Genomic DNA, 26,034 nt, shown 5'->3' with positions numbered 1-26,034 from the left:
TTGAACGGTGCGGCATTCTCGCCACCGGAGAACATCAGACCCTGATCGGCGGGCGGCTCGTAACCCGGCTCACCCCAGAACACCTCATTGAACGGTGGGATCGGCCTGGTCGGCTATGCCGCCGCCGGTGTGCTGTTCCGCCGTCGCGGCATGAACTGACCAACCGAACAAGGGCAGGTGGCGGCGGTCCGGAGAGCTTCCGGACCACCGCCACATTCGGTTACCCGGATATGCGCATCTAGGCATGAATCTCGCGAATGCCGCATATCGGACCGACCGGAACGTACTTGGGCGTGGCGCTGCGCGGCCCGGAGGGAGATGGCTTAGCGTCTGGCCCCGGTGGGACCCGACTCATTTCGGCTGGACAATGACCAGGAGGATCGACCGGGCATGGCACGCACCCCTTTCGGACGACGCACGCTCTTCCGGACCGCCGCATTCGGCGCCGGTGCCATGGGAACCGCAATGGCCTTGTCCGCCTGCGACTCTCGCCCCACCGAGGCGGCGATCACGCGCCCGTGGGATCGCAGTGTGGACCTGGCCCGGGAGATGCTGCAGGTCGGTGCGCGGGACGTCGATCTGAAGCTCGAATACCTGCGCGTCCTCATCGACCGCGGCCTGCCGCGCACGGCCTCACCCAAGCGGATCGTGGTGGTCGGCGCGGGCCCGGCCGGGCTGACCACGGCGCTGCTGCTGCGCGATGCCGGGCATGACGTGACCGTGCTGGAGGCCAATGGCAGCCGGACCGGCGGGCGGGTCAAGACGTTTCGCGGGGTGTTCTCCGACCCCGCGTTGTATGCCGAGGCCGGGGCCATGCGACTGCCGGACGGGCATCCGCTGGTGCTCGCGCTGGCCGACAAGCTGGGCGTGCGGCGCAGGCAGTTCCACAATGTCGATATCGCACCCGAGGCGAAGTCGGAGGGTGCGGTCCCCGCGGTCCACTATCGGTCCTTCACCGGTGAGCAGTGGTCGAATGGTGAGCCGACCGAGTATCGGTCCGCGAAGGCGGCGGACCGCACGTTGATCAATGTCAATGGCCGCATAGTGACTCGCGGTACCTATACCGCGGATCCGGCCGTGGTGAACAGCGGTTTCGGGGTGAAGTGGTCCGGTCCGGTCCGAGTTGCGCTGAATGCCGCCATGCATACCGTGGAGGTGCCCGCCAATCGGCCCATCGGCGAGCAGATCGACGGCTGGGCAAGGGTTTTCAATACCTATGAGGACTACTCCATGCACCGCTTCCTCATGGAGCGGGGCTGGGATCTGTCCCAGATCGGTGCGGCGGGCACCCTGGAGAATCTGACATCGCGGCTGCACTACGGGGTGATTCCCGCGCTCGTGGATCACGCCCTGATCAGTCCGGACGCCCGCTATTGGGAATTGGAGGGCGGCACGGCATCGCTCACCGATGCGCTCACCGCCAGTTTGGGTCCGGCGATCCAGATGGGTAAGCGGATGACTCGGCTGGAACAGACCGATAAGGGGGTGCGGGTGTGGACCATGGCCGAATCCGGCTCCGAGCACACCGATGGTTGTTTCGTCGATCCGTCCGATTCCTTCGACGCCGACTATGCGGTGGTGGCGATTCCGCCGACCGCGGCGCGGTTCTGCGCGTTCGAACCGGCGCTCTCGTATCCGAAGCGGCGCTCGATTGTCGAATTGCATCATGATGCCGCCACAAAGGTCTTGCTGGAGTTCAAGACTCGCTTCTGGGAGCAGGGTCCGAACGGTTTCCGTGGGGGCGGCTGTGTCTCGGATACGCCTAACCGGTTCACCTATTTCCCGTCGCATGCCCAGGATTCGGATGGCGGCGTGGTGCTGGCCAGTTACACCTGGTCCGATGACGCCATGCGCTGGGATTCGCTGACCGACAGTGAGCGAGTCTATTTCGCGCTGGCCGGTATGCGGGAGCTGTTCGGGCCGCGGGTGGATGCGGAGTTCACCGGTACCGGGATTTCGCAGAGTTGGATGCGCGCGCGATATGCGTTGGGGGAGGCGGTGATTCCGACGCCTGGGCAATTGCATGAGCATCACGCGTCGACTCGGACCGTGGAGGGGCGGGTGCATTTCGCGGGTGATCACACCACGCTCAAACCGGCCTGGATCGAGGGTGCGCTGGAGAGCGCGGTCCGTGCGGCGTCGGAAGTGCACGCGCGCTGAGCTTTAGCCGTGCTCGTCCGGGAGGGCAAGAACCGGACCCGGTGGTCGGACTGTTGGGTTTCGCACATTCTCTACCAAGCGATTGCTTGTTTGATAACGTCGAAGACGCAGGAGGACGGTGACAGGCACGATCGGGGTAGATCGAATGCGCACACGCCGTTCCGGTCCGCGCATGCGCGACCGTCGGGACTATCAATGGGGATGTCAACCGGGGGCAATTCATTTGTGCTCGACGCTGTTTCGGCGTCGGCGTGTGTAGTCGCGTGCCGCCCGTCTTCCGGCAACGGAACCAGACAGGAACGACACATGAGCGAAACCAAGGCAATCCCGGACCCGAACCACCCACTGCTGCCGGTGGCGCGGGCGTACACGAACTACTTCACCCCCACCGTGACGGGGATCGAGAATGTTCCCACGTCCGGTCCGGCGCTGATCATCGGGAATCACTCCTCGATCTATTGGGCCCCCGAAGTGTGGATCACCTTCATGGCCATGATGGATCGGCGGCCGGGTGAACCGACCAATGGTGTGGCGCACGAAATCCTTTTGCGCGCACCCGGTCTCGGCGACAGCCTGCGCAAGTTCGGAGTGATCCCGGCCTCACAGGAAGCGGCCTCCAAGGGGCTGAAGGACGGCGGCGCGGTCATGGTCTACCCCGGCGGCGACTGGGAGGCCTGCCGCCCCTGGACCGATCGCGGCAAGATCGACTTCGCGGGCCGCAAGGGCTTCATCCGCCTCGCCCTGAAACTGGGCGTCCCCGTGATCCCCGCCGTCGCCAATGGCGGCCACGACTCCATCTTCGTGCTCAGCCGCGGCGAACGCACCGCCCGCATCCTCCAACTGGATAAACTGGTGCGCTCCAAGGTATTTCCGTACACCGTAGGCGTCCCCTTCGGCATCGCCCCCATCCTCCCGCAGATCCCCCTCCCCGCAACCGTCGACGTCAGCTTCCTGCCTCCGCTGGACTGGTCCACCCAACCGGGCGACCCCGACGACACGAACGCGGTGGACGCGCACTACGAGCACACGGTAGCCACCATGCAAACCGAACTCGACCGCCTCCGCGCCGAAACCCCCAACCCGGTAGCCACCGGCATCAAGAACCACCTGGCCGCCCTCCCCGGACCCCTCTCCGGCCTGGCCAACCTGCTGTAACCAGTAGAACCGGCTGTGTGGCAACGGCTTCCGATGCCAACTCCCGGAAGCCGTTGCCGCCGGGATACACGGGCTCCGCTGTGCTCGAGCTGCGCCGGGTGACATCGGCGGCTGACCGGCGCGTGCCTTGTCGACGACGCGCTGCCAGCACTGCGGGATGCCGTCTCGTAGTTCTTGAATCACGCCGGATCTGTCACCAGCGTGCTCCTCGCGAGGAGCATGAAGGCGTCCCTCCCCGCCGCAACGCAGCCCGTCGCGGAGGCGGCGCGGAGGCGGCGCGGAGGTCAGCCATGTGCTGAGCTGGACGGATCCTGAGCTGGACGGATCCTGCTGCGCTGGGTGCGCGTTCGCCCGGATGGCTGCCGGGTCGAGAGCCGGATTGCCGGTTATCTCGGCGTTGGCTCCCCGGTTCAGGCCGGGCTGTGTGGTTAACTTTTGGCAAGTGTCAGGCGGATGGCCGGTGCCGGAGTGTCGAGAGGATGCGCGGCCGCCGCGCCCCGATTGCTTCACGGCGGTGAGAGGCTGGAAAGCAAAGTGCGCCTTGTGCATTCGGTAGTGCCCGCGCTGGCTACGGTTGGGGCGCTGGGGGTGATGCTGGTGGTCCCGCCGGTGCTGGATGCGATGGTGCCGACTCGGGAGACCGACCTGGCGGCCGGGACGGCTATCACGCTGACCGCGAGCGGGATCGGGGCATTGCACGGGGGCGCGGATCCGGCTAACGCGGTCGTCTTCGTCTTGCCGGAGCCCATGCGCAGGATCGCGACGGGGGATGAGGCGACCGGCGTGTTCCGGTCCGATATCGGGGATGAGCGGCTCGGGGTGTCGGTGGTGGATGGGATCACCGATTTCGAGGTCGCTGCCCCACGGTTGTTGCTGCCGTTGCGGGCGGCGGGGCGGGAAGTGGAGTTCGACGGGGGCGTCGTCGAAGTGGGTGAGTTCCGCGGGTTCACCTGTGTGCTGCCGGATTCGGCGGGCGCGGTGTGCGCGGTGGTGACCAGTGGGGATATCGCGCTGACCATGACGGTGTCGGGATCGACCCGGGAGGCGGGGCGGGCGCTGATCCAGGAGGTCCTGGAGACGGCCAAGGCGGTGGACGCATGAGTGGTCAGGCCTGGAGGCGCAGCTCCACTACCCTGCGCTTGCGAAGCGTAACCACGCAGGGCCCCAATCATGCGGGAAGGGGCACAACATGAGCTGGTTCCAGCCACGGTCGGCGCTGTTCTGGGTGTATTGCCTCGCGGTGCTCGGCGGGCCGCTGCTGTTCACGGTGCAGGCGTTCGGGATGGTGTGGTTCGGTGGGTCGGCCGCGTTGGCGGCGCTGCCGATCACCGCCTTGACCATGTTGGTGTTCGGGCGGATTCTGTTCGATCTGGACCGGTTCCGGGTGCGGCGGCTGTTGGTCGCGCCGCTGGTGATGGGGTTCGTGTGGGGCGCGAGCGTGTGGCCGGGGCTGTCGCTGTGGGCCAATGACCATGTGACGCATGTGGTCACGAATTTGGGCGGCGATCAGTTCGCGATGAGTTGGCAGGCCGCGATCGCCGCGCCGATCGATGAGGAGTTCATCAAGGCCATCGGTATCGCGGTGGTGGCGGTGCTGTTCCGGGCGCGGTTGAGCCGTCCCATGCACGGGCTGCTCATCGGCGGCATGGTCGGGCTGGGCGCGCAGATCGCGGAGGACTGCCTCTACAGCGTGCAGACCGCCCTAGCTGCGCCGCAGGATCCGGTGGGGGATGTGCTCGTGGTGGCGGCGCTGCGACTGGTCACGGCCTTCACCTCGCATTGGGCGATGTCGGCGCTGGCGGGGGTGGGCATTGTGGTGGCGCTGGTGCGTACGGATCGGTCGTTCTCGTGGCGGCTCGGGATGTTCGCGCTGTTCTATCTGATGGCCGTCACCATGCATTTCATCTTCGATGCACCGCGCCCGCCCGGCCCCGGCTGGGTGATGATGTTCGCGCCGATCATCGTGGATCTGGTGATCTTCGGCCTGGGCTATGCCTGGGTGCTGCGGACCGAGCGAGAGTGGTTCCGCGCCACGATTTCCCATCCGATCGCCCGCACCATCGGGACCGAGGCCGGGCTGGCGAATCTGCTCACCAATCGGCTGCGTCGCAAGGCGCGTGCGGCACTGCGGCATTCGACCCGCATGTCACGCGGTCAGGCGCGGCACTACGAGCGTCAGCTGATCGACCGGATCGTTGATCTGCCTCTCGGTGCGGGTGTGCATCGCGTAGCGGGGTCGGCCGCGGATCCGGAATTGGCGAGTCACTGGCAACACTGATCGTCGGCGGGGGAGCGGCGGACGAATGCGGTCTCGGCGGCCGCCGTGAGGAATCCAGCGCGTGCCGGTTACCTGCGCTAAGCAACCCACGCGCTAGCGTGGGTGAATATGAGCGAGGGGAACCCGTCATCCGGTGCGAAAGAGATGGATCGCCCGAATGAACTCCTGGAACGAAGGCAGCAAGCGCTGTGCAACTATTTGGCCGCCAGTGCCGATATCGCCACCATGCGTATTCGTGCCAATCTCACCGGCTGGCGGCGATGGCTGCACCAGTTGCCGGGCGCCTCGATCGCCACCGCCACCACACGCCGGGATGTGCTGCTCCGCGACCTCGCCGAACACGGTGTCGGCGCCGATGATCGCCGCTGGGGGGTGTTGTCCGGCGGCCAGATCCGAAGTCTGGGGATGACGGTCGGGCTCGAGCACACCCTGACCGAGCTCATCACCCGATACGAACCGACCGCCCCGCACTGGGTGCGGCAAGTGCGGGTCGTCGCCACCGCGAGCGAACAGATCCGTCCGCTCGCCGCCGTCGGCGATCACACCGCCGTCGCGGACCTCACCGATCAACTGCTCACGGTCACCCGCGCCGCCCCCGACAACCGCGCCCGCCAAAGCCTCACCGATCACCTCCCCGGCGTGCTGCGACCCATCCCCTCGGACCTCACCACGCTGCGCCGCACCGGCCCGCTCCTGGACGTGGTCTTCGACATCTACGCCGACACCATCAAACTCGACAACATCACCGTCAACCCCGAATTGCGCGGCACCGGCCTCGGCACCGCCACCCTGCAGCACCTCTGCCGCGCCGCCGACGCCCACCACCTGCACATAGTCGGCCAGCTGGTCCCCACCTACCGCGACGACGACTCCGCCGTCCCCGCCCTCGCGAATTGGTGTCGCCAGCACGGCTTCGCCGTCAACGAACGCCTCGGCGGCCGCATAGTCCGCACCCCCTTCAGCGTCCCCGCCTGATCAAGATCAAGGAGCGCTCACGGCGGAAATCGAGTCGAATTCCCGCCACCAGTGCTCCCTCGCTCGCTGATGTGTAGCGGGAGGGTGGGCGAGGGAAGGGCTGCGGCGGTCGATGAGGGGCCGCCGCACCCGTGAAAGTTCCCTCGCCGATGCGGAATACGGGTGCGGCGAGAGTTCGGTGGCGGTCGATGAGGGCCGCCGTCGCCATGGGAGTTGCCTTGGGGCGAGCTCAGAGGTGGGCGGCCAGGACTCGGGGGCTGGGGGCGACGGTTCCCGGGCAGGGGGCCGGGCAGATCGCGCCCGCGAGGGCGGTGTGGGCGCTGCGGTGGCGGGTGGAGCCCAGCATGGCGATGGTTTCGAGGACGATGACCACCGCGCCGTAGAGGTAAGTGGTGGTAGCCAGGCCGAATTGGTTGACGCTGAGGCCCGCCAATACCGCGGGGATGCTCAGGGCGAGATAGGAGACCACGTAGACGGCGGTCACCACCTCGGCGCGATTCTCGGCGGGGGTCTGGCCGGTGAGCAGGCGCAGCGCGCCGGAGAACGACGGCCCGAAGCCGAAGCCCGCGATCATGCTGGCGGCGAAGAACAACCAGACCGAGTGCGTCGCGGCGGCCAGTAGCGCCACGCTGACTCCGGTGATGAGCAGGATGGGTCCGCGTCGCAGGGCTTGATCGATGGTCCAATCGCGGGCGAGCAGGGCGGTGACCGCCGAGGTGCCCTGCAAGGCGACCACGACCAGGCCACCGGCTAGCGGACTGGTCAGATGGAATTGCACGCGCATGAGCGCCCCGCCGAGGGCCAGATACAGCCCGCCGAGGGCCCAGCTGGCAATGATCGACGGCACCAGGGTGATAAAGGCCGCCCGCACCGGTTGCGGCACCGACACTTTCGGCCGGAGCGAAGCCATGGCCCGCCCATCCGCCGCGACCGTCTCCGGGATGACGAGCACGCCGATCACGATAATCGTGAAAGCCGCCGCCAGCAGCCAATACACCAGCCGGGTCGGAGCCGGAGCGTACGCCACCAGCAGCCCGGAACTGATTGCGCCCAGCGCCAATCCGCCACCCGCGGCCACATTCCCCATGAGCGCCCCGAGTCGCGATTCGGCGGGTTGCAGGTCGATCAGCGCCGCACTGATCGCCCCGGTAGCCAGCCCCGTCGCGATCCCCTGCACGATCCGCGCCACGAAAAGCCATGTCACCGACTGCGCCTCGGCGAAGGCGAGCGTCCCCGCCAACTCCACCAGCACCGCCGCGATCAGCACCGGCCGCCGCCCGACATGATCCGACAGCGACCCCGCGAACAGCAGCGTCACCAGCAGCGCAATGGCATTGGCCGCATACACGGCCGTGGACACCAGCGGCGAGTAATGCCACATCTGCTGATACACCGGATACATCGGCGACGGCGCGGCCGAAGCGAACAGCAGCAATGCCAGCGCAACGGCCAGCAGCCAGAACGCCGAAGAATTCGACATCCGGTAGCGCACAGGGTTTTCGACGCCGGGCGCGTCGTCGGGGAGGTTCTGCATGATTCCTCGAACACGTCTTCGGATTGGTCCGTTACGAGTCTGAACCAATCCGCCCGCCCTCGCTCCATTAGCGAGATGAATAATCACCCTGCGGCGCTCTCCGACACGAACCGTCGCGTGTGTCCCCGGCTACCTATGACCGGATCAGGCGGTGCCGAGCCAGGTGAGGGCGGCGGTGGTCATGGCCGTGACGCCGACCGTGATCGAGGGGTCGACGGCCGGGGCGTAGCCCGAAGTGTGGGGGCCGGGGACGGATTTGACGTCGATTGTGCCGCTGAGCATGTCGTGCACGAGTTGAACCGGGTCGGAGCCGCCGCCGAAAACCTCGGGGTCGAGGACGCCGAACATCCAGTAGCACAGGGGAACCCCGGCCGCCGTGGCGAGGTTTCCGGCGTCTTCGCTGCCGGTGATCCGGCCGGGGTCGAAAACCTTGTCGGGGCCGAGGGTTTCGCCGATGGCGGTGAGGGTGCGGGCCATGGCGTCCGGATCGTTGAACATGACCGGGAAGGTATCGATGACCGAGATATCCGGCTCCCATTCCGCACCGGCGGCGGCCGCTTCGGCCTTGGCTATGCGGTGCACCGAGGCCACTACCTTCTCGCGGGTCTGCGGGGTGAAGGTGCGGATATTGAGCTGGAGTTCGGCCTCGTCGGGAATGATGTTGTCCTTGGTGCCCGCCCGCAGGCAGCCCACGGTCACGACGGCCGCGTCGTCGGCGGCGATCTCGCGGGAGACGATGGTCTGTAGTCGCATGACGGTGGCCGCGGCCATGACAACGGGGTCGATGGTCGCCTCGGGCCGGGAGCCGTGCCCGCCGCGGCCGTGCATGATGATGCGCAGCGCATCGGTTGCGGCGGCGGCGGTTCCGGCATGCCCGCCGACCACGCCCACCGGGAAGGGCGCGGTGTGCTGGGCGAGCACGATCTCGGGTGTGCCGAAGCGTTCGAAGAGATTGTCGTCGATCATCTCCTGCGCGCCGCGACCGGTTTCCTCGGCGGGCTGGAATACCGCGAGAATCGTTCCGGCCCAGGATGATCGCGCGTCGATGAGCAGTTTCAGCGCGCCCAGCAGGCAGGTGGCGTGCATATCGTGCCCGCAGGCGTGCATGACGCCGTCGTTCTTCGAGGCATAGGGCAGCCCGGTGGTCTCCTGAATGGGTAGGGCATCGATATCGGCCCGCAGCATTACTGTCGGTCCCGCACCATTTGCCAGGACGGCCACTACCCCGGTGCCGCCCACCCCCTCGGTCACGGTGTAGCCGAGAGCGGTTGCGCGCCGGGCTATTTCACCCGACGTGCGGTGCTCCTGATCGGACAATTCGGGATGCGCGTGCAGATCCCGATAGAAATCGGCCAGATCGCCGCGAATCGCGCCCAATCCCGCCAGTGCCGCAGTAATGCTTGCCGCCATATTCGCTCCCTCGGATCGTCGCCGTTTCGGTTCGCTGCAATGGATTCCGGATTCGGGCTATCCGGCGATCAGCACCGCTGCCAGCGCGATGGCTCCGGGAAGGGCCTGCACGAACAGGATGCGGCGGCTCGCGGTGGCCGCGCCGTACAGTCCGGCGATCACCACGCATACCGTGAAGAAGACCTGCGCCCCATGTCCGACGGGGTCGGAGGCGATCACTCCCCAGATCAGCCCGGCGGCCAGAAACCCGTTGTAGAGGCCCTGATTCGCGGCGAGAACCTTGGTCGATTCCGCGTATTCCGGTGTCATGCCGAACGCGACGCGGGTGCGCGGCGCGGTCCACAGGAACATTTCCATCACCATGATGTAGATGTGCAATGCCGCTAACAAACCGACCAGTATTTCAGCGACCGTCCGCATTTCTGGACCACCTTCCGTTGCGCGTCTTTTCGTGTGCGTTCACAGTTTTCCGTATGCACCGCAGATTCGCTCGACAGAATGTCCGATTAGTGGTCGCCTGTGTGTCAGGCGCGCTCGCGAAAAGTAAAAACTTGCCCATAGCTATGGCGAATTACTGCGCGTACGCTGGCTCGGTCATGCTCACCTTCAAGGTCCAATCCAGGAATGAGGACTGAGGCTCTTGCCTCCCACATTGGTGTATGGATGGGGCGGCGACGCCCTCAATCAGGTGTACAACGCAAACCCGAACGGCTGGTTCGTGACTGCCCCCGATGGTTCCCCCGTAGTCGGCTTCCGTCGACTCGATTGGGCGAACTTCCTCCGCGCCGGAGCGGTTGTCGTAGGCGTCGCGATCGTGCTGATGGTTCTCATCAGCACCGCGCATTTCGACCATGGACCCAAGCCGGCGCCGAGTGCGCCGACCGACTGCGCGCCATTCTGTTCGGCGCGTTCAGGGGCCTAGTCGTCCTTCATTAGTCAGCGCGATGGTGCGAAAATTCGCAATTCGGACAGGGCTTCGAGCTGTTCGAGATAGTGCTCCAGAGATTCGTGCCGCACGCGCGGTTGCACGATCGTCGCCCCGGCTTCGGCAATGCCGCCGAGCACATGCTCGGCCTGATCCGCGTTCTCGAGTGGGTCGATCGCGGCCGGGGCGCCGACCACCACATCGAAACCGGGTGCGAGCTCACCGCACTCGGCCAGCCGGGCGCGCAATTTCTCCGGCGGCAAAGCGGCGGGAATCCACCCGTCGCCCAGGGTGGTGGCCCGGTGCAGGGCCGCATCGCTGACGCCGCCCACCCAGATCGGCATGCGCTGCTGCACGGCATGCGGATCGACCACCAGTCCGCTGAATTCGTAATAGCTGCCGTGGAATTCGGGCTCGCGCTGTCCGAGTGCCGCCCGCAGCGCGGCCATGGCCTCATCGGCGCGCCGTCCGCGATCGGTGAAGGATGCGCCGAGCAGCTCGAATTCCTCACGTGCGGTGCCGACTCCGACGCCGAGCACCACGCGCCCGCCGCTGATCGCATCCAAGGTGCCGTAGCGCTTGGCGATCGCGAGGGGATGGTGGTAGCCGAGCACGAGCACGCTGGGGCACAGGCGGATTCGCGTGGTCCGCGCCGCGAGGTAGGACAGCGTTGCCAGCGGATCCCAATACCGGGTGCCACGTGACCCGCCCAGCATGGCCGACTTCGAAACCGCCGCCACCGCGACATGCTCACTACAGGTGACATGGTCGAACCCGAGCCGGTCGCCCGCCTCGGCAATCCGGGCGATCTCGGCGATTCCGGCCGTCCGCTCCCATGCGGCCGAGCGCCCCGGGATCTCCAAGACCACCGGGGTGCTGATCCCCATCCGTACCTTCACCAAGACCTCCTGCGAACTCGCCGTGCCCGGCAATAATGCCTTGCCGCGGCACAGTCGCCGTCGAGGTGGCCCGAACAGTGGGCTCCCCGGGCGGACCCCTCGTCGATGGTGCGTAGCAACGGCCCCGTCTTCAACCACCCGGGCATCGCGGTGACCACCAGCTCCGGCGATTCCTGGTCGCGAACGCGAAGGGCACCCGGAGGAGATCTCCGGGTGCCTGTCGACGCATAGCTGTCAGTTCAGACGCATGGCTGTCAGTTCATCGGACGAAAACGCGCCGGGAGCTGAGCGATGGCGAGATTGAGCAGAACCAGTACGACCGCGCCCACCAGCAGCGCACCCGCGCCGGAGAGCGAGCCGACGGCCCCGATCACGCCTGCCGAAGCCACGGCCGGGGCATGCATGCGGCCGCTCGCGACCATGACGGCCGTGGCCACGCCGATCGCCACGAAGGCCGCGAGTACGCCGGGGCCGAGCGCCAATTCGGCGAGCACGCCCGCCGCCACCGATACCCCGTGCCCGATCAGCAGCGTCCACGGCTTGGCCGCGGGCAGTGCGGGCGTGGCCGCCAGCACCGCCGCCGAGGCGGCCAGCGGGGGAGCGAAGAATGGATCGTGGGTGAGCGCCTGCACGACGGCCAAGGGGGCCAGCAGGAGCAGTGTGGTCAGCACCGGGCCGGACGTGCGGCGGAGCAGCGAGGGCTGCTCCGCCGCGACCGTGGTCATGCCGCGGGCCAATCGTTCTCGGTTTCGGCGACCTTGTTGACGTAGTTGGTCAGCGTCTGCAGTGCCACCAGGGCGACGATCTCCAGGAGCTGCTCCTCGGTCCATCCGGCGGCCAGCACGTCGGCCGGATCGGCCTTGCCGCGGCTCTCGGTCAGTTCCCGTGCGAAGGCAACGGCCGCAGCCTCTTTCGCATCCTCGGCGGTGCCGTTCTTGGCGTCCTCGACCTCGGCGTCGGTGAGCTTGGCCACCCGCTTGCCGGTGAAGGTATGCGCCGCAACGCAGTACCCGCACTCATTGGCCGCGCCGACCGCCAGCGCGATCCGCTCCGAGGTCACGGCGGGCAGGGTGCCCTTCTTCAGTGCGCCCGCCAGGCCCAGGTAGCCCTCGAGCACCACGGGCGCGTTCGCCATCACCTTGGTCATGTTCGGCACTCGGCCCATGCGCTTGCGGACCTCGTCCAACATCGGGTCGGTCTCCACGGGAGTGATCACGATTCTCACCTCATCTAACGGAACGTGCTGCTTCTTGACGTTAGAACATAACGGCATCCACCGCAATTCCCCGTTAGAATAGGAAGATGGTCGATCCCCTGGCACTCCGCCTGGCAAGCACCATCCGCGCCACCGCGCGCGGTCTCACCGATGCCTTCGCCACCCCGGAGTCAACCCGAAACTGGCTGTCCACCAACGCTTCCAACGTGGGCGCATACCGCGATGTAGGCGACTACCTACCCACCGAGCAGGACCGCCTCGCGCTCGTCGCCCTCCGCCAATCGGTCCGTGCGATATTCGCCGAAGCGGTCGCCCCGCACCCGCCCAGTTCCGCCGATGCCAATGCGCTACCGCCGTTTCCGGAAGCCCTGGCCGCCGTGAATCAGGCGGCCGCGCCGATCCTGCGCCAATTGACTTGGGACGGTGGGCCTTCGCTCGATTCCCGCCTGCTGGTCGCCAAGGACACCGAGGCGTACCTGGCCGCGCTGGCCGAGTCCGCCATCGAGTTCTTCACCGGCCCACTACTTCCACAACTCCGCGTCTGCCCCGCTCCTCGCTGCGTCCTCTACTTCCTCAAACGCCACCCCCGCCAGGAATGGTGCTCGACCGCCTGCGGCAACCGCGCCCGCGCCGCGCGTTTCTATCATCAGCACCGCGATTGACGGGTGGCGTCACCCGGCGAACGGCGAGATGAACTGGCAGGGAACGAGAGTGTCGGGCCTACTTGCCGATTGGGCGACGGGCCTCGAGGCGGGCGCGGTCGGCGGCATCGCGGCCCGCTTGCCAGCCTTCGGCGCTGCCCGCGGAGACGCGTGAGGATTTCACTGTCGGGAACAAGGTGTCGAAGGCCTCGTTCACCTTGAGTTCGTGGGAGGCCAGGACCGGCAGGAGGCGTTCGGAGGCAGCGGATTTCGCGATGGTGTCCGCATTGGCCTGAGCCAGGCGCTCGCCGATTCGGGTGGCGTAGGCGATCAGGAAGGACTTGCGGAAGGTGCGGCTGCGGGCCTCGGCGCTGCGCTGGTCGGCATTGCCGCTGGCGATCATGGCTCGGGTGGCCTGCACAAGAAGGGAGGTGGTGAGCAGTTCTACGGCATCGAGGTCGGCGTCGTCGCCGACTATCGCTACGAAACCCCATTCGGCGGAGAAGATCGCACGGCATCGATTCGCCTGGGCGACCACATCGACCAGTAGGGCCTTGGCGTCGACATACGGGGTTTCGAGCCAGAGTCGGCGCGCGCCGGGCAGATCCGGGGCATGGGTGTCCGCGTCGATGAGCACGCGGTCGATCGCGTACTTGGTCATGAGTTCCTGCGCCTTGGCCGACAGGGTCTCGGCCTCCTCCGGGAAGGCCGTCGACTCGGCCTTGGCCAGGAGTCCTCGCACGCGGCCGAGCACCTTATCGTCGACCGCGTGATGCGCGGCGGAGTGCGGGCGCGCGGTGCCGGGCAAGGGCCGGATGAGCTGCATTTTCGGCAGCTGGAACAGCAGGGCCACCGCGTCGATCACCGCGGTCATCGCCTCGGCGGGGATGAGCAGTTGCTTCGCCGCCCACTGCCCGAGATGCGGATCGGCCTGCGACCACCAGCGGGTGGCTCCGAGCGCCTCGAGCTGCGCCCGCCAGGTGGCATCGACCGTTTCGGGAGCGAACTCCCCGATGTAGTCGGCCATGGCGTCTGTCAGATACCCGGTCGCGAATTCGTCGACTCGCCTGCGCGCGGCCTGATCGATATCCTCGGGCAGCCAGCCGTTCTTGAACGCCTCGATGAGGAGCCGTCGCACCGCCTGCCGCGCGCCCTGCTCCAGGGCCGGGATGAAGGATTCGTTCCCGGTCAACTCGACCGCGAAATGCCGTGCGGCGCGGGCATTCCCCTTCGCCGACTCCAACGCCCCGAGCGCGATCGCGTGCGCGAGCTCCTCGGCGGAGGCCGCCTGAATCTCGGCGCGCGACATGCGCGGGGTGCCGGGATCGCCGCCTTGCCGGGCTTGCTGTGTGGCGGCCCGATGCTTGCGATTCTTACCCATGCCCGTGGCCCCTTTCGCTCGTCCGACTGTGCTTGAAGCACTTGAACGATAGAGCCAGGCACCGACACCCCGGCATGCAGGAGGCAGGTCAGCCGACGCGGCGCGCTCCGACCACCGGAATCACCCGGTCGGTCCCGGCCTCATAATCGGCGAACCCCGGCATGATCTCGACCATGCGGGCGTAGAGCTGGTCCCGCTCCGGTCCGGTGATGAATTCGGCCTTGGCGGTATAGGTTTCGGTGCCGGTCTCCACGGTGAACTCGGGATTGGCCCGCAGATTGTGGTACCAGGCGGGATGCTTGTCCGCGCCGCCATTGGAGGCGATCAATACGATTCGGTCGCCGTCGGGCAGCTTCACCAGCGGGTTGGTGATGGCGCGGCCCGACTTCGCGCCGGTGGTCGTGATCAGCACCATGTTCTGGTTCCCCTCGAACATGCCGCCGACCTTGCCCGCATTGGCGCGGAATTCCTCGATCACGTTCGCATTGAAGTCGTTCATGTGCTCCGGTCCCATCGCTGAGTGGCTGTGCGGTCGTCCGATCCGACAACCGGGAGTGTCACACGAAAATTCCGGCGCTCACGCCGGGCCGAAGAGCTCCAACAGCTTGTCCTGGCCGAACATGGTGGCCGATTCGCGAGCCGTCGGATTGCCCGCGTCCGGGTCGGCTCCGGCGTCCAGCAGCAGCCGCACCACCTCGGTATCGCCCTTGAAGACCGCGCCCGCCAGCGGTGTCGGACCCTTGTCGTCGGTGCCATTGGGGTCGGCCCCGCGCTCGAGCAGGGCGGCGACGGCGTCCCGATGGCCGTAGTACGCGGCGAGCATGACCAGGGTGTCGCCTCGTTCATTGGTGAGGTTCACCGGCACCCCGGCGTCCACGTACTCGGCCAGGGTGACGGCATCCCCGCTCCGGGCGAGATCGAAGATCTTGGCGGCCAGCTCGAGGACCCGATCGTCATCAGCGCTCATGGCCCATTCCTATCACTCGCGCTCGCCCCGGTCATGTCCGACTTCAGCGTGCGGCCTGGGCGACCCGCTCATGCACCTGCCGTCCCGCGCCGGTCAGGGTCACCACATCGACGGCGTCGACCGATAGCCAGCCCCGCTGGGCGAGCCGACCCACCAGCGTCCGCGCGGCGGGTTTGTCCGTGGCCAGCAGTGCCGCCATCGCCCAGTCGATCTCGCCGACCGTGATCGAGGCATAGGACACGGTGTCGAGCACCTGCCACTCCTGCGGCGACACGCCTTCTTCGGCAAGCCGGTTCGCATCACTCATCGGAACTCCTATTCGTTCTCACGACCATCCGGTCGTCCGATGACCCGACGTTAGCGACTCTGGTTTTCTCGCGGTATCGGGCAATCGCCCCTCGCGACAGGGGCCAGTCGAGCGCGCTTCGGCTGCGCCTAACATCAGGTGGAAAAGTGTTAGGAGACAGGGGCATTGGTGCGACAGCGAATTGTCACGCTCGGCGGGGGCGGTTTCTCCATGGAATCCACCCCGGTACTCGACGATTTCATCTTGTCGTTGTCGCGCTCTCCGACCCGGCCTCGGGTCTGCTTCGTGCCCACCGCAAGTGGTGACAGCGCGGGCTATGTCTCCCGCTTCCGCGCCGCATTTCCGCCGACCCGCGCGGAGGCTTCGGTGCTGGAACTGTTCGACCGCTCGATCCTCGATATCCCGGCGTTCTTGGCGTCGCAGGATGTCATCTATGTGGGCGGCGGGTCCACGCCCAATCTGCTTGCGGTCTGGCGGCTGCACGGCGTCGACACCGCGATCCTGCAAGCCCTGGACGAGGGTGTCGTGCTCGCGGGCGTCAGCGCGGGCCTGAACTGCTGGTTCGAGGCCTCCCTGACCGATGCCTTCGCCGGTCTGTCCCCACTGCGCGACGGCCTCGGCGTCCTCCCGGGCAGCGGCTGCCCTCACTATCACGACGGCTACCGCAACGAGTACCTGCGCCTGGTCGCGGCCGGTGTCCTGCCCGCGGGCTATGCGGTGGACGACAGCTGCGCGCTGCTGTTCGAGGACGGCAAGCTCGCCGATGCCATTGCCTCGGTGCCGATGGCGGACGCCTATCGAGTCCAGGCGACCGCCGACGGAGTCATCGAACGACCCATTGACGTGCGCCTGCTGTCCCCGTTCGACACAGTGTGAGAACAGACAGCCGAGCCGCTTGACTTTCGTGTGCGATCGGCCCATCGTGAATTGATTAGCATAGCTAAGTATGGAGGTGGGCATGGTCGGGCAAGTCCAGGATCCGCGTGCGGCGCGCTTCGCCGAAATGGTCGCCGAAATGCGTGGCGACGAGCAGATTCAAGCAGCCATGCCATTGCCGCAGGTGGGCGAGGCCGCGCGGCGGCCCGGGCTGGGACTCGCGCAGATCGTGGCGGCCGTCATGGATGGATACGCCGATCGGCCCGCCATCGGATTCCGATCCACCGGGTTGACCGACGGCGAGAACGGGCGGCGGGTACGCCAATTCCTGCCCGAGTTCGAGACGGTCAGCTATCGCGAATTATGGGCCGACGCGGGTGCGCTCGCTACGGCGTGGGGGCGGGACTCCCGGACCGCCGTGCGCGCCGGGGACTTCGTGAGCACCCTGGGGTTCGCGGGGCGCGATACCACCGTGCTGGACCTGGCGTGTGTGTGGCTGGGCGCGGTCAATGTGCCCTTGCAGGCGAGTGCGTCGGTGGCACAGTGGAATTCGATTATCGCCGAGACCGAGCCTCGGGTGCTCGCGGTCAGTCTGGAACTGCTGGGCGCGGCCGTGGAGTGCGTGCTCAACGGTGGAGCGGTGCGGACGCTGGTGGTCTTCGACTACGAGCCCGCGGACGATGATCACGCGGAAGCCCTCGAGGCTGCCCGCCGCCGGATCGCCGAGGCCGGTAGCGCCGTGGTGGTGGAAGCCCTCGATGAACTGGTGGAACAGGGTCGGCGGCAGCCGCCGGTACCGCTGCACGTGTCCGACACCGAAGAGGCTCTCTCCCTGCTGATCTACACCTCGGGCAGTACGGGAACGCCCAAGGGTGCGATGTACACCGAGCGGCTGGTGGCCCGTATGTGGCTGGGGCCGACCGAGATTCCGGTACCGGTCATCAATTTCAGCTACCTGCCGATGAGTCATGTGGCGGGGCGCTTGGTATTGACCGGCACGTTCGCCCGTGGCGGCACCATATATTTCACCTCCGCCAGCGATATGTCGATGCTGTTCGACGATATCGCCCTGGTCCGGCCGACCGAGGTGTTCTTCGTACCGCGCGTGTGCGACATGGTCTTTCAGCGTTATCAGAGCCAGCTGGACCGGCGCATGGCCGCCGGAGCCGATCGCGCCGCCGCCGAGGCCGCCGTGAAAACCGAGCTGCGGCAGCACTTCCTGGGTGGTCGTCTGGCGCGGGCCATGGTCGGGAGTGCGCCGATCTCCGCCGAGATGAAGGCGTTCATGGAGTCCGTCCTGGGGTTCGAGCTGCACGACGGCTACGGCTCGACCGAGGCCGGTGGCGGCCTCGTGGTCGACAATGTGATCCGGCGGCCACCGGTGCTCGACTACAAGCTCGCCGATGTGCCCGAACTCGGCTACTTCACCACCGACAAACCGCATCCGCGCGGCGAGCTGCTGGTGAAGTCGACGCTCATGATCCCCGGGTACTACAAGCGGCCTGACGTGACCGCGGAGATCTTCGATGCGGACGGCTTCTACAAGACCGGCGATATCGTCGCCGAACTCGGCCCCGATCACGTTGTCTACGTGGACCGTCGCAATAATGTGCTGAAGCTGTCGCAAGGCGAGTTCGTGGCCGTGGCCAAGCTCGAGGCGATCTACGCGACCAGTCCGCTGATCCGGCAGATCTTCGTGCACGGCTCCAGCGAGCGGGCCTTCCTGCTCGCGGTCATCGTGCCTACCCGTGAGGCACGCGGCATGGGCGCCGCGGAAGCGACTGCGGCACTGGCCGAATCATTGCAGCGGCTCGCCAAGGAGAATGACCTCGAGGCCTATGAGATCCCGCGTGCGTTCCTCATCGAGAACGAGCCGTTCAGGCCCGAGAACGGCCTACTGTCGGGAATCGGGAAGCTGTTGCGGCCCAAGCTGAAAGAGCGCTACGGCGACCGGCTCGAACAGCTCTATGACGAGCGGTCCCAGCGGCAGGAGCGCGAACTCCTCACCCTGCGTCACGAGGCCGACGATCGCCCGGTTCTGGAGACGGTGAGCCGGGCCGCCGGAGCGGTGCTGGGTTGCGCCGCAAGCGATCTGCGCCCGGATGCGCACTTCACCGACCTCGGTGGCGACTCGCTGTCGGCGCTGTCGTTCTCGACATTGCTGCGTGAGATCTTCGACGTCGAGGTGCCGGTCGGGGTGATTGTCAGCCCCGCCAATGATTTGCGGCAGTTGGCGAATCACATCGAGGCGGAAAAGCGTTCCGGTGGAAAGCGTCCCACCGCGACGGCGGTGCACGGCGACGGCACGAGAATTCGGGCAGCCGATCTCACTCTGGACAAGTTCATCGACGCCGCGACCCTGAATGCCGCCGCCACGATCTCGAGTGAGACGCAACCGCCACGGACGGTTCTGCTGACCGGTGCCAATGGCTATCTCGGCCGCTTTCTGTGTCTGGAATGGCTGGAGCGCCTGGATGATTCGGAGGGAACCCTCATCTGCCTCGTGCGCGGCTCCGACGCCGAGGCCGCCCGTGCACGCCTGGACTCCGCCTTCGACAGCGGCGACCCCGAACTACTGCGTCACTACCGCGACCTGGCCGCCCGCCGCCTGAAGGTGCTCCCCGGCGACATCGGCGAGCCGAATCTCGGCCTGAGCGAGCGGGATTGGCAGCACCTGGCGGACACCGTGGACCTGATCGTCCACCCTGCCGCGCTGGTCAACCACGTCCTGCCCTACGACCAGCTGTTCGGACCGAATGTCGTAGGCACCGCCGAGGTGATCCGCCTGGCTCTCACCACCCGACTCAAGCCGGTCACCTACCTGTCGACCGTCGCGGTAGCCGCCCAAATCGCCCCCTCCGCCTTCGAGGAAGACGGCGACATTCGCGAAATGAGCCCCGTCCGCAGCCTCGACGACACCTATGCCAACGGTTACGGCAATAGCAAATGGGCGGGCGAGGTTCTGCTGCGCGAGGCCCACGATCTATGCGGCCTCCCGGTCGCGGTCTTCCGATCCGACATGATCCTGGCCCACCAGGCCTACGCCGGGCAGTTCAACCTGCCCGACATCTTCACCCGTCTGCTGCTCAGCGTGCTGGCCACCGGTCTGGCCCCGAAGTCCTTCTACGCCACCGACTCCCAGGGCGAGCGCCAACGTGCGCATTACGATGGCCTCCCCGCGGACTTCACCGCCACCGCCATCACCACCCTCGGCGCGGCCGTCACCACCGGCTTCGACACCTTCAACGTCCTCAACCCCCACGACGACGGCATCTCCCTGGACGAGTTCATCGACTGGCTGATCGAATCCGGTCACCCCATCGACCGCATCGACACCCACCCCGACTGGTTCACCCGCTTCAGCACTGCCCTGCGAGCCCTTCCCGCGCAACAACGCCAGCACTCACTCCTCCCGCTGCTGCACGCCTACCGCCGTCCCTCCCCGCCGATCCGCGGGGCGGCCCTGCCCGCCAAGAAGTTCCGGGCCGCCGTCCAACAGGCCCAACTCGGCCCCACCGGCGACATCCCGCATCTGACACCGGAACTCATCACCAAGTACGTCGACGACCTGAAGCTGCGCGGGCTGCTGTAACCGCCGTCAGCGGCCGAGCAACTTCAGCAGCGGCTCATGCGGCAAGGCCGGTGACCAGTGGTCATCGCGCCCCACCATGTCCTGATTGACCAGCAGCGCATTCAACACCGCCTCCTCCACACCATGCGCCACGGCCTCATAGAACAGATTCATCCGATTCCAGGGCATGACGCCGCGCGTCTGGATCTCGGACTCCGAAATCCCCTGTGCCGGAAACGCTGTCGAAGATTCCCGGTCATCGGCGGCGGAGAACGCCAGGAAGATATCGCCGGAGAAGAAGCTCCCGGTCGTCCCGGTGCGGGCCAGCCCCATCGGTACCCGCCGCGTCAGCGCCTGACACTGCTTCGCATCGAGCGGGGCATCGGTCGCGACGATCACGATGACCGAACCCGCGCCGCCCGGAGCGATGCGATCGCGCTCGATCCAGTTGGAGTTCAAGGGATCCGGCACCTCGAGCTCGCGCCCGACCGGTCGCCCGAGCACGGTGAGTTCCGACCGCGCCCCGAAGTTGGCCTGGACGAAGACGCCGACGGTGAAAGTCTTCGCGCCGAACGCGATCCGGCGTGAGGACGTGCCATTGCCGCCCTTGAACCCGTAACAGTTCATTCCGGTGCCGCCGCCGATCGACCCCTCGGCCACCGGGCCCGTGCGAGCGTCGTCCAATGCGGCTCGCGCGACGGCGGGCGTGACATGCCCGCCATTGATGTCATTGAGGTACCCGTCCCAGGTTTCCGCACAGACCGGCAGAATCCACTGCTTGGCCATCTTCGGATGTTCCTGGTTGATCCACTCGATCACCCCCGCGTGGCAGGCCCCCACCGCATGCGTATTGGAAATCGTGATGGGCGAACTCAATTCCCCCACCTCGTCGATCCAGGTGGTGCCGGTCATCTCCCCATTGCCATTGAGCGAATACCAGCTCGCGGTGCACGGCCGCCCGACCCCGGCTCGCCCCCGAGGCAGAATCGCCGTCACCCCGGTCCGCACCGGGCCCTGTCCGACAACCAGTTCACCCTGGCCCTCGATCAGCGTCCGATAGCCGACCTCGACCCCGGGAACATCGGTGATGGCATTGAATGGCCCCGGCGTACCCGGCAATTCGAGCCCGATATCCCGGGCGCGCCGATTCTGCTCGATCGTCATGCCCGCCAGGCTATCGGTAGCGGGGCTGCTCACGTCGGCGATCTTGCTGGCATCGGAGCACCGCGACCACGGCGGTGGTCACCGTGGTCGCAGATCTGGGTCGGTCAGCTGGCGGTGGGGACGGCCCGGCGGTTGCGGGTTCCGTAGAGGGCGCGGGCTTCGGTGGGGGAGAGGGTTTCCGGGCGGGTGGGGACACCGGCCGCGAGGTGCTGTTCGAGGATCTGACCCGCCATGGGCGCGATGATCGGGGCGGCCAGGATCAGGCCCTTCTTATTGAACAAGGTGAAGAGCCAGACCAGGATTCGACCGGCGGGGCGGACCAGCAGGTCGATGATGCCGGGGCGGTCGAACTGGCCGAGCTTGCGCATCCACTTCGGCAGTGTCGCAATGGATGCGAAGGACAGCAGTCGCGCGCCGAGGGCGTAGATCCAGCCCGCTCCGTGTCGCGGTGAGGTGAAGAGCATTTGGTGTATCCCGGCCTGGGCGCGCTCGGAAGTGCACAGGCGCGCACGGACTTTCGCGTAGTACTCGCGGACGCCGTCGCGGGTGGCGGGGACGTCTTCGGGCTTGCACGTTTGGAGTTCGGCGGCGATGACGCACTCCTGCCAGTAGCGCGCCTCCTCTTCCGGGCTGAGCGGGCCGGGGCCGAACATCTCGTAGGCCTTGAGGACCGAATGCCAGCCGGTGACGTGGATCCACAGCTGGGTCTCGGGGTTATTGGGGCTGTAGCGCTGGCCGCTGATCGGCTCGATGCCGGTCGACTTGGCGTGCAGTTCCATCAGGTGCTCGGAGGCTTCGATGGCGGTGCGGGTGTCGCCGATCGCGACGATCAGGAAGTAGGCGAAGGTCATATCGAGCCGGTGCCGGGGATCGGAGTAGATCTTGCCGGTGTCGGAGACCGAGGCGGTGAGGAACGGGTCGAAGAACTCCAAGGCGACGGCCCGCTGGAACCCGATCACGGCGGTCGGCGCGGTCCAGATCTTCCAGCTCGGCGAGTCCGGGCCGAAGAAGCCGTAATCCTCGCGGCGAAGGGTGGTCGGATCGAAGGTCATGGCGGCTCCTGTACGGTCCCGATGAATACAACGCCACCGTAGCAATTGTCCGATTCGAATACAACGGTTGTGTTGCTTTCGTGAGGGTGTCTGCACCGATCCGGTGCACGAGCTGGCAAGATGGGCGCAATGGAGGCGAACCGGCAGTGAGCACATCTCGATCCACAGACCGCCCGCGTCGCCGCTATGCCGCCCGACTACCCGCTGAACAGCGCCGTGCCCAGCTTCTCGACGCGGCCTTCGCCGTGCTGGGGCGCGTGGAATTGCACGAACTCAGCATGGAGGCGGTCGCGCAGGAGGCCGAGGTCGGCAAACCGGTGCTCTACACCGTCTTCAAGACCCGCGCCGATCTGGTCGAGGCGCTGCTGGACCGCGAACGCGAGCGGGCCCTCGAACAGGTCGCCGACACCCTCCCCGCCGACCTCCTCGGCGCGGATCCCGTGGTTGCCGCCTCCGCCACGGTCGAGGCCTTCGTCGCTGTCGCCCTGGAGAATCCGACCCGCTGGCGGCTCATTCTGGCCGGACCCGGCAGCGCCCCCGACGAATACCGCGAGGCCATTCGCAGCTCCCGCGAGGGCATCTTCGACCAGGCCGACGCCCTCGTCCGCATGGGCCTGGCCATCGACGACCGTTGGGCGCGAATGGATTCCGCCCTGCTGACCAACTCGCTGCTCACCATCGCGGAAATGCTGGCGCGCCTGGCGGTCGGCGATCCGGACACCTATCCGCGCGAACGCATCGAAGCCTTCGTACAGTCGATCGTCGGGCTTCTCATGGCCCAGCCGAGCGAGGCGTGATCAGGCGTTCTTCTCCGCATACTGTGTGGCGGTGAGCAATTCCCCGGCCGCGGACGGGTACACGGCGAACAACCAGCCCTCCCCGTAAGGGTCCGAGGTGACCAGGCTCGGGTCCTCGACCACCGCGGCATTCACCAGCGTCACTCGCCCACTGACCGGCGGGAACAGCTCGGACACCGTCTTCGTCGATTCGACCTCGCCACACACCTCACCGGCCACAATGGTCGACCCGACCTGCGGCAGCTCGAGAAACACGAGATCCCCGAGCGCCTCGACGGCCACCGAAGTGATGCCGACCCGCACCGTCTCATCCGGCAGCGGCGACCCGGGCGCGATCATCACCCACTCGTGCTCCACGGTGTAACTGCGATCGGCGGGAAACTCAGACATGCGGTGACTCCGTTTTTTCAGGGAACGCGGTCGCTCCGCCCGGACCACTCCGGACATCGGCAGATGCACCTCCCCGCTCTGTCCTGAAACCTGAGAGATTGGGCTGCACCGCATTACGGAAACAGCTGTTCACCTTCGGTAAGGGTCCACAAGACCCTTTCTCCAGAGTTGCCTCGATGCTGCGGTACAGGGGCCTGAGAGATTCCCGGGGAGGAACTTGCTCCTACGGCGCCTCCGAAAAGGCTCTCCCACAGCAGGTCAACGGCGTCTTCAGTTGTGATGCAGGACAGTACACCGACACCCCGGGTTTGTCTTTCCGCCTGCGCAAGGCGCGCATGCTCTCTCAGTGTTTGCGAGGGCTGTCCGGCCGCGGCGGTTCCACTCGCACCAAACCGGATTGGAAGGCGATCACCACCAGCTGCGCGCGATTCTGGACGCCCAGTTTCGACATGGCCCGCTGGACGTGAGTGCGGGTGGTCAGGGGACTGACATACATCTTTTCGGCGATCTGCTCATTGGAGAGGCCCTCGGCGACCATGGCGAGGACTTCGCGTTCTCGCGCGGTGAGGATCTCGAGGGATTCGGCTGCGCTGATATGGCTTTCGGGCCGGGCGAGGTAGCGGGCGATGAGGGTGCGGGTCGCGGCGGGGGAGAGCAGGGCGTCACCCGCTGCTACCGCGCGGATGGAGCGGAGGAGTTCTTCGGGGCCGACATCCTTGCCGAGAAATCCGCTGGCACCGGCGCGGAGTGCTTGCGCCACATACTCATCGAGCTCGAAGGTGGTGAGGATGAGGACGCGGGTCTCGTGCAGGGCCTCGTCACTACAGATTTCCTTGGTCGCGGTGAGTCCGTCGACGCCGGGCATGCGGATATCCATGACCACCACATCCGGTTTGGTGGCCCGGGTCAATTCGACTGCCTCCCGGCCATTTCCGGCGATACCGACCACTTCCATATCCTCGGCGGAGTCGATCAGCAGTCGGAAGGTGCCCGCCAGGAGGGCCTGGTCATCGGCCAGCAGGACGCGGATGGTCATCGTGTCTTGTCCTCGCTGTCAAGGTTGTTCGGTGGTTCCAGGGGTAGTTCGGTGGTGACCTCGAACCCGCCGTCGGGCCTGCGCCCGGCGTGCAGGTGACCGCCGACCGAGACGGCCCGCTCGTTCATGCCGATGAGGCCGTAGCCCTGGCTCACCGAATCCGGTTCGCCGCGAACGGATTCGGCCGAGCTGCCGCCATCATCGCTCACGCTGACGGTCAGCAGGATCCGGGAGTAGACGAGCCGGACCGTGGCCGCCGGGGTATCGGCATGCTTGGTGACATTGGTGAGCGCCTCCTGGATGATCCGGTAGGCCGTCAGATCCGCGCCGGGCGAGAGCGGCCGCGGCACCCCGGTGATCGACAGCGAGATGGTGAGCCCGGTCCGCTCGAAAGAGGCCAGCAGCTCGGGCAATTGGGCAAGGCCCGGTGTCGGTTCGAGCGGTGCGTCCGAATCGTCTTCCCGCAGTAGGCCGACCGTCGCCTTGAGTTCGCGCAGCGCCGCGGAGGTGGTGCCTGCCAGCTGATCCAGCATCTCTTGCGCCTGATCCGGCTGACTGCGCAAAAGGTATGCGGCGGTGGAGGCTTGGGCATGCGCGAGGGCCATATGGTGGGCGACGATATCGTGCAGCTCGCGCGCGATCCGGAGTCGTTCCTCGCCGACCCGTTGCCGGGCCTCTTCCTCACGGGTGCGTTCAGCCAGCTCGGCGCGCGCATGCAGCGCCGACAGATAATCGCGACGATTGCGACCCGCCTCGGCCAGCGCCCCCGCCACCAGGACACCCGCGATGGCACTGATCCGTCCTCCGGTCAGCAATGGCATGAGTCCGTGGAAGAACGAGGCGATCAAAAGGGGGCCGCCGCACACCAGCGGGGCGAGTTTGGCCGTGCGCAGATCGCTGGACCACAGCCCCACCGACCAGACCGAGATCAGGGCGGCCCCCGCGGTGAGAATCGACAGGTCGAATCCCAAGGCGGTGATGACGACACCGCACGCCGTGGTCACCGCCAGCACCGCGCGCGGATACTGCCGCCGCCTGAGCAGGGCGATCGACGCGATCGCCGAGAGGACAAAGACCGCGAGCGAGGGTGCCCGGGCAACCTCCGGCCCTTGTCGTCCGCCGTGATCGATCAGGGTGCTCGCATAGGTGGCCCCGACACACAACAGGACGGAGGTCACCACATCGACGGCCCGGCTGTGGCGTCTCGGCCATTGCGACCATTCGGCAGTCATGCGCGCACCTCCTTGTGCCTGCGACCCTAATCGGCGGAACCTCGAGCGCCCGGTAGGCCGTCCATCGT

The 26,034-nt window shown here is 66.7% G+C and carries 25 protein-coding genes and 1 riboswitch; of the genes, 10 read left to right on the top strand and 15 right to left on the bottom strand.

Annotation, left to right across the window (positions count from 1 at the left end; all coding sequences use genetic code 11):
• From AB0N05_RS35540 to AB0N05_RS35515, 6 genes are all read left to right on the top strand, one after another.
• Positions 1-242, top strand: a 242-nt coding sequence (locus AB0N05_RS35540) for a hypothetical protein (protein ID WP_364702493.1), incomplete at its 5' end; no start/stop codon positions are given.
• A 148-nt stretch (positions 243-390) separates the two neighbouring features.
• On the top strand, positions 391-2,160 hold the full coding sequence (locus AB0N05_RS35535) for an FAD-dependent oxidoreductase (protein WP_364702490.1): 1,770 nt from the start codon (positions 391-393) through the stop codon (positions 2,158-2,160).
• A gap of 306 nt (positions 2,161-2,466) precedes the next feature.
• Positions 2,467-3,315 (top strand): lysophospholipid acyltransferase family protein, encoded by an 849-nt coding sequence (locus tag AB0N05_RS35530; protein ID WP_364702487.1) that lies wholly within the window; start codon positions 2,467-2,469, stop codon positions 3,313-3,315.
• Between the two features lie 543 nt (positions 3,316-3,858).
• Positions 3,859-4,416, top strand: coding sequence for a hypothetical protein (locus tag AB0N05_RS35525; RefSeq protein WP_364702485.1), 558 nt, complete (start codon positions 3,859-3,861; stop codon positions 4,414-4,416).
• 88 nt (positions 4,417-4,504) lie between these two features.
• Positions 4,505-5,593, top strand: coding sequence for a PrsW family intramembrane metalloprotease (locus tag AB0N05_RS35520; protein ID WP_364702483.1), 1,089 nt, complete (start codon positions 4,505-4,507; stop codon positions 5,591-5,593).
• Positions 5,594-5,701: 108 nt separating this feature from the next.
• Positions 5,702-6,568: a GNAT family N-acetyltransferase gene (locus tag AB0N05_RS35515; RefSeq protein ID WP_364702480.1), complete on the top strand. Its 867-nt coding sequence runs from the start codon at positions 5,702-5,704 to the stop codon at positions 6,566-6,568.
• Positions 6,569-6,797: 229 nt separating this feature from the next.
• Here AB0N05_RS35515 and AB0N05_RS35510 read toward each other — a convergent pair whose 3' ends face one another.
• From AB0N05_RS35510 to AB0N05_RS35485, 6 genes are all read right to left on the bottom strand, one after another.
• Positions 6,798-8,102, bottom strand: coding sequence for an MFS transporter (locus tag AB0N05_RS35510; RefSeq protein WP_364702478.1), 1,305 nt, complete (start codon positions 8,100-8,102; stop codon positions 6,798-6,800).
• Between the two features lie 144 nt (positions 8,103-8,246).
• Positions 8,247-9,512 (bottom strand): amidohydrolase, encoded by a 1,266-nt coding sequence (locus tag AB0N05_RS35505; protein ID WP_364702475.1) that lies wholly within the window; start codon positions 9,510-9,512, stop codon positions 8,247-8,249.
• Positions 9,513-9,569: 57 nt separating this feature from the next.
• Positions 9,570-9,932 carry a DUF1304 domain-containing protein gene (locus AB0N05_RS35500; protein WP_364702472.1) on the bottom strand — a complete coding sequence of 121 codons (363 nt, stop codon included), beginning with the start codon at positions 9,930-9,932 and terminating at the stop codon, positions 9,570-9,572.
• 516 nt (positions 9,933-10,448) lie between these two features.
• Positions 10,449-11,324 carry a TIGR03619 family F420-dependent LLM class oxidoreductase gene (locus AB0N05_RS35495; RefSeq protein WP_364702506.1) on the bottom strand — a complete coding sequence of 292 codons (876 nt, stop codon included), beginning with the start codon at positions 11,322-11,324 and terminating at the stop codon, positions 10,449-10,451.
• Between the two features lie 266 nt (positions 11,325-11,590).
• Entirely contained in the window at positions 11,591-12,061 is a 471-nt protein-coding gene (locus AB0N05_RS35490) for an HPP family protein (RefSeq protein ID WP_364702470.1), read from the bottom strand.
• The gene (locus AB0N05_RS35485; protein ID WP_364702467.1) at positions 12,058-12,552 is read right to left on the bottom strand and encodes a carboxymuconolactone decarboxylase family protein; all 495 of its coding nucleotides are present in this window, start codon (positions 12,550-12,552) and stop codon (positions 12,058-12,060) included. Before AB0N05_RS35485 ends, AB0N05_RS35490 begins: the two co-directional genes overlap by 4 nt.
• Positions 12,553-12,638: 86 nt before the next feature.
• Between AB0N05_RS35485 and AB0N05_RS35480 the strand changes: the two genes are divergently transcribed.
• Positions 12,639-13,214 carry an ABATE domain-containing protein gene (locus AB0N05_RS35480; protein ID WP_364702464.1) on the top strand — a complete coding sequence of 192 codons (576 nt, stop codon included), beginning with the start codon at positions 12,639-12,641 and terminating at the stop codon, positions 13,212-13,214.
• A 58-nt stretch (positions 13,215-13,272) separates the two neighbouring features.
• Here AB0N05_RS35480 and AB0N05_RS35475 read toward each other — a convergent pair whose 3' ends face one another.
• The 4 genes from AB0N05_RS35475 to AB0N05_RS35460 all read right to left on the bottom strand — a co-directional run bounded on the left by AB0N05_RS35475 (position 13,273) and on the right by AB0N05_RS35460 (position 15,848).
• Positions 13,273-14,574, bottom strand: a complete 1,302-nt coding sequence (locus AB0N05_RS35475) for a DUF2786 domain-containing protein (protein WP_364702462.1) — start codon at positions 14,572-14,574, stop codon at positions 13,273-13,275.
• 88 nt (positions 14,575-14,662) lie between these two features.
• Positions 14,663-15,073: a nitroreductase family deazaflavin-dependent oxidoreductase gene (locus AB0N05_RS35470; protein WP_364702459.1), complete on the bottom strand. Its 411-nt coding sequence runs from the start codon at positions 15,071-15,073 to the stop codon at positions 14,663-14,665.
• Positions 15,074-15,151: 78 nt separating this feature from the next.
• On the bottom strand, positions 15,152-15,541 hold the full coding sequence (locus tag AB0N05_RS35465; protein WP_364702456.1) for an ankyrin repeat domain-containing protein: 390 nt from the start codon (positions 15,539-15,541) through the stop codon (positions 15,152-15,154).
• A 43-nt stretch (positions 15,542-15,584) separates the two neighbouring features.
• Positions 15,585-15,848, bottom strand: coding sequence for a hypothetical protein (locus tag AB0N05_RS35460; protein WP_364702453.1), 264 nt, complete (start codon positions 15,846-15,848; stop codon positions 15,585-15,587).
• Between the two features lie 168 nt (positions 15,849-16,016).
• On the opposite strand from AB0N05_RS35460, the gene AB0N05_RS35455 reads away from it, so the two are divergent.
• A complete protein-coding gene (locus tag AB0N05_RS35455) occupies positions 16,017-16,724 on the top strand; it encodes a peptidase E (protein WP_364702450.1) in 708 nt (235 codons plus the stop codon).
• Positions 16,725-16,851: 127 nt separating this feature from the next.
• The gene (gene car, locus AB0N05_RS35450; RefSeq protein WP_364702504.1) at positions 16,852-20,316 is read left to right on the top strand and encodes a carboxylic acid reductase; all 3,465 of its coding nucleotides are present in this window, start codon (positions 16,852-16,854) and stop codon (positions 20,314-20,316) included.
• A 6-nt stretch (positions 20,317-20,322) separates the two neighbouring features.
• Here car and AB0N05_RS35445 read toward each other — a convergent pair whose 3' ends face one another.
• Together AB0N05_RS35445 and AB0N05_RS35440 are read right to left on the bottom strand one after the other, a co-directional pair.
• Positions 20,323-21,459, bottom strand: coding sequence for a P1 family peptidase (locus tag AB0N05_RS35445; protein ID WP_364702448.1), 1,137 nt, complete (start codon positions 21,457-21,459; stop codon positions 20,323-20,325).
• Positions 21,460-21,563: 104 nt separating this feature from the next.
• A complete protein-coding gene (locus tag AB0N05_RS35440) occupies positions 21,564-22,511 on the bottom strand; it encodes an oxygenase MpaB family protein (RefSeq protein ID WP_364702445.1) in 948 nt (315 codons plus the stop codon).
• 146 nt (positions 22,512-22,657) lie between these two features.
• On the opposite strand from AB0N05_RS35440, the gene AB0N05_RS35435 reads away from it, so the two are divergent.
• The gene (locus tag AB0N05_RS35435) at positions 22,658-23,308 is read left to right on the top strand and encodes a TetR family transcriptional regulator (RefSeq protein ID WP_364702442.1); all 651 of its coding nucleotides are present in this window, start codon (positions 22,658-22,660) and stop codon (positions 23,306-23,308) included.
• Here AB0N05_RS35435 and AB0N05_RS35430 read toward each other — a convergent pair whose 3' ends face one another.
• The 3 genes from AB0N05_RS35430 to AB0N05_RS35420 form a co-directional block, all read right to left on the bottom strand.
• The gene (locus tag AB0N05_RS35430) at positions 23,309-23,698 is read right to left on the bottom strand and encodes a glycine cleavage system H protein (RefSeq protein ID WP_364702439.1); all 390 of its coding nucleotides are present in this window, start codon (positions 23,696-23,698) and stop codon (positions 23,309-23,311) included.
• Positions 23,699-23,870: 172 nt separating this feature from the next.
• Positions 23,871-23,959, bottom strand: a riboswitch (glycine riboswitch).
• Positions 23,960-24,041: 82 nt separating this feature from the next.
• Positions 24,042-24,734, bottom strand: coding sequence for a response regulator transcription factor (locus AB0N05_RS35425; protein ID WP_364702436.1), 693 nt, complete (start codon positions 24,732-24,734; stop codon positions 24,042-24,044).
• Positions 24,731-25,966: a sensor histidine kinase gene (locus AB0N05_RS35420; protein ID WP_364702433.1), complete on the bottom strand. Its 1,236-nt coding sequence runs from the start codon at positions 25,964-25,966 to the stop codon at positions 24,731-24,733. Before AB0N05_RS35420 ends, AB0N05_RS35425 begins: the two co-directional genes overlap by 4 nt.
• Between the last annotated feature and the right edge of the window lie 68 nt (positions 25,967-26,034).

Origin of the sequence: Nocardia sp. NPDC051030 (genome assembly GCF_040683015.1) — a bacterium.
Taxonomy (GTDB): domain Bacteria; phylum Actinomycetota; class Actinomycetes; order Mycobacteriales; family Mycobacteriaceae; genus Nocardia.
This window is presented reverse-complemented; position numbering and strand designations above follow the sequence as displayed.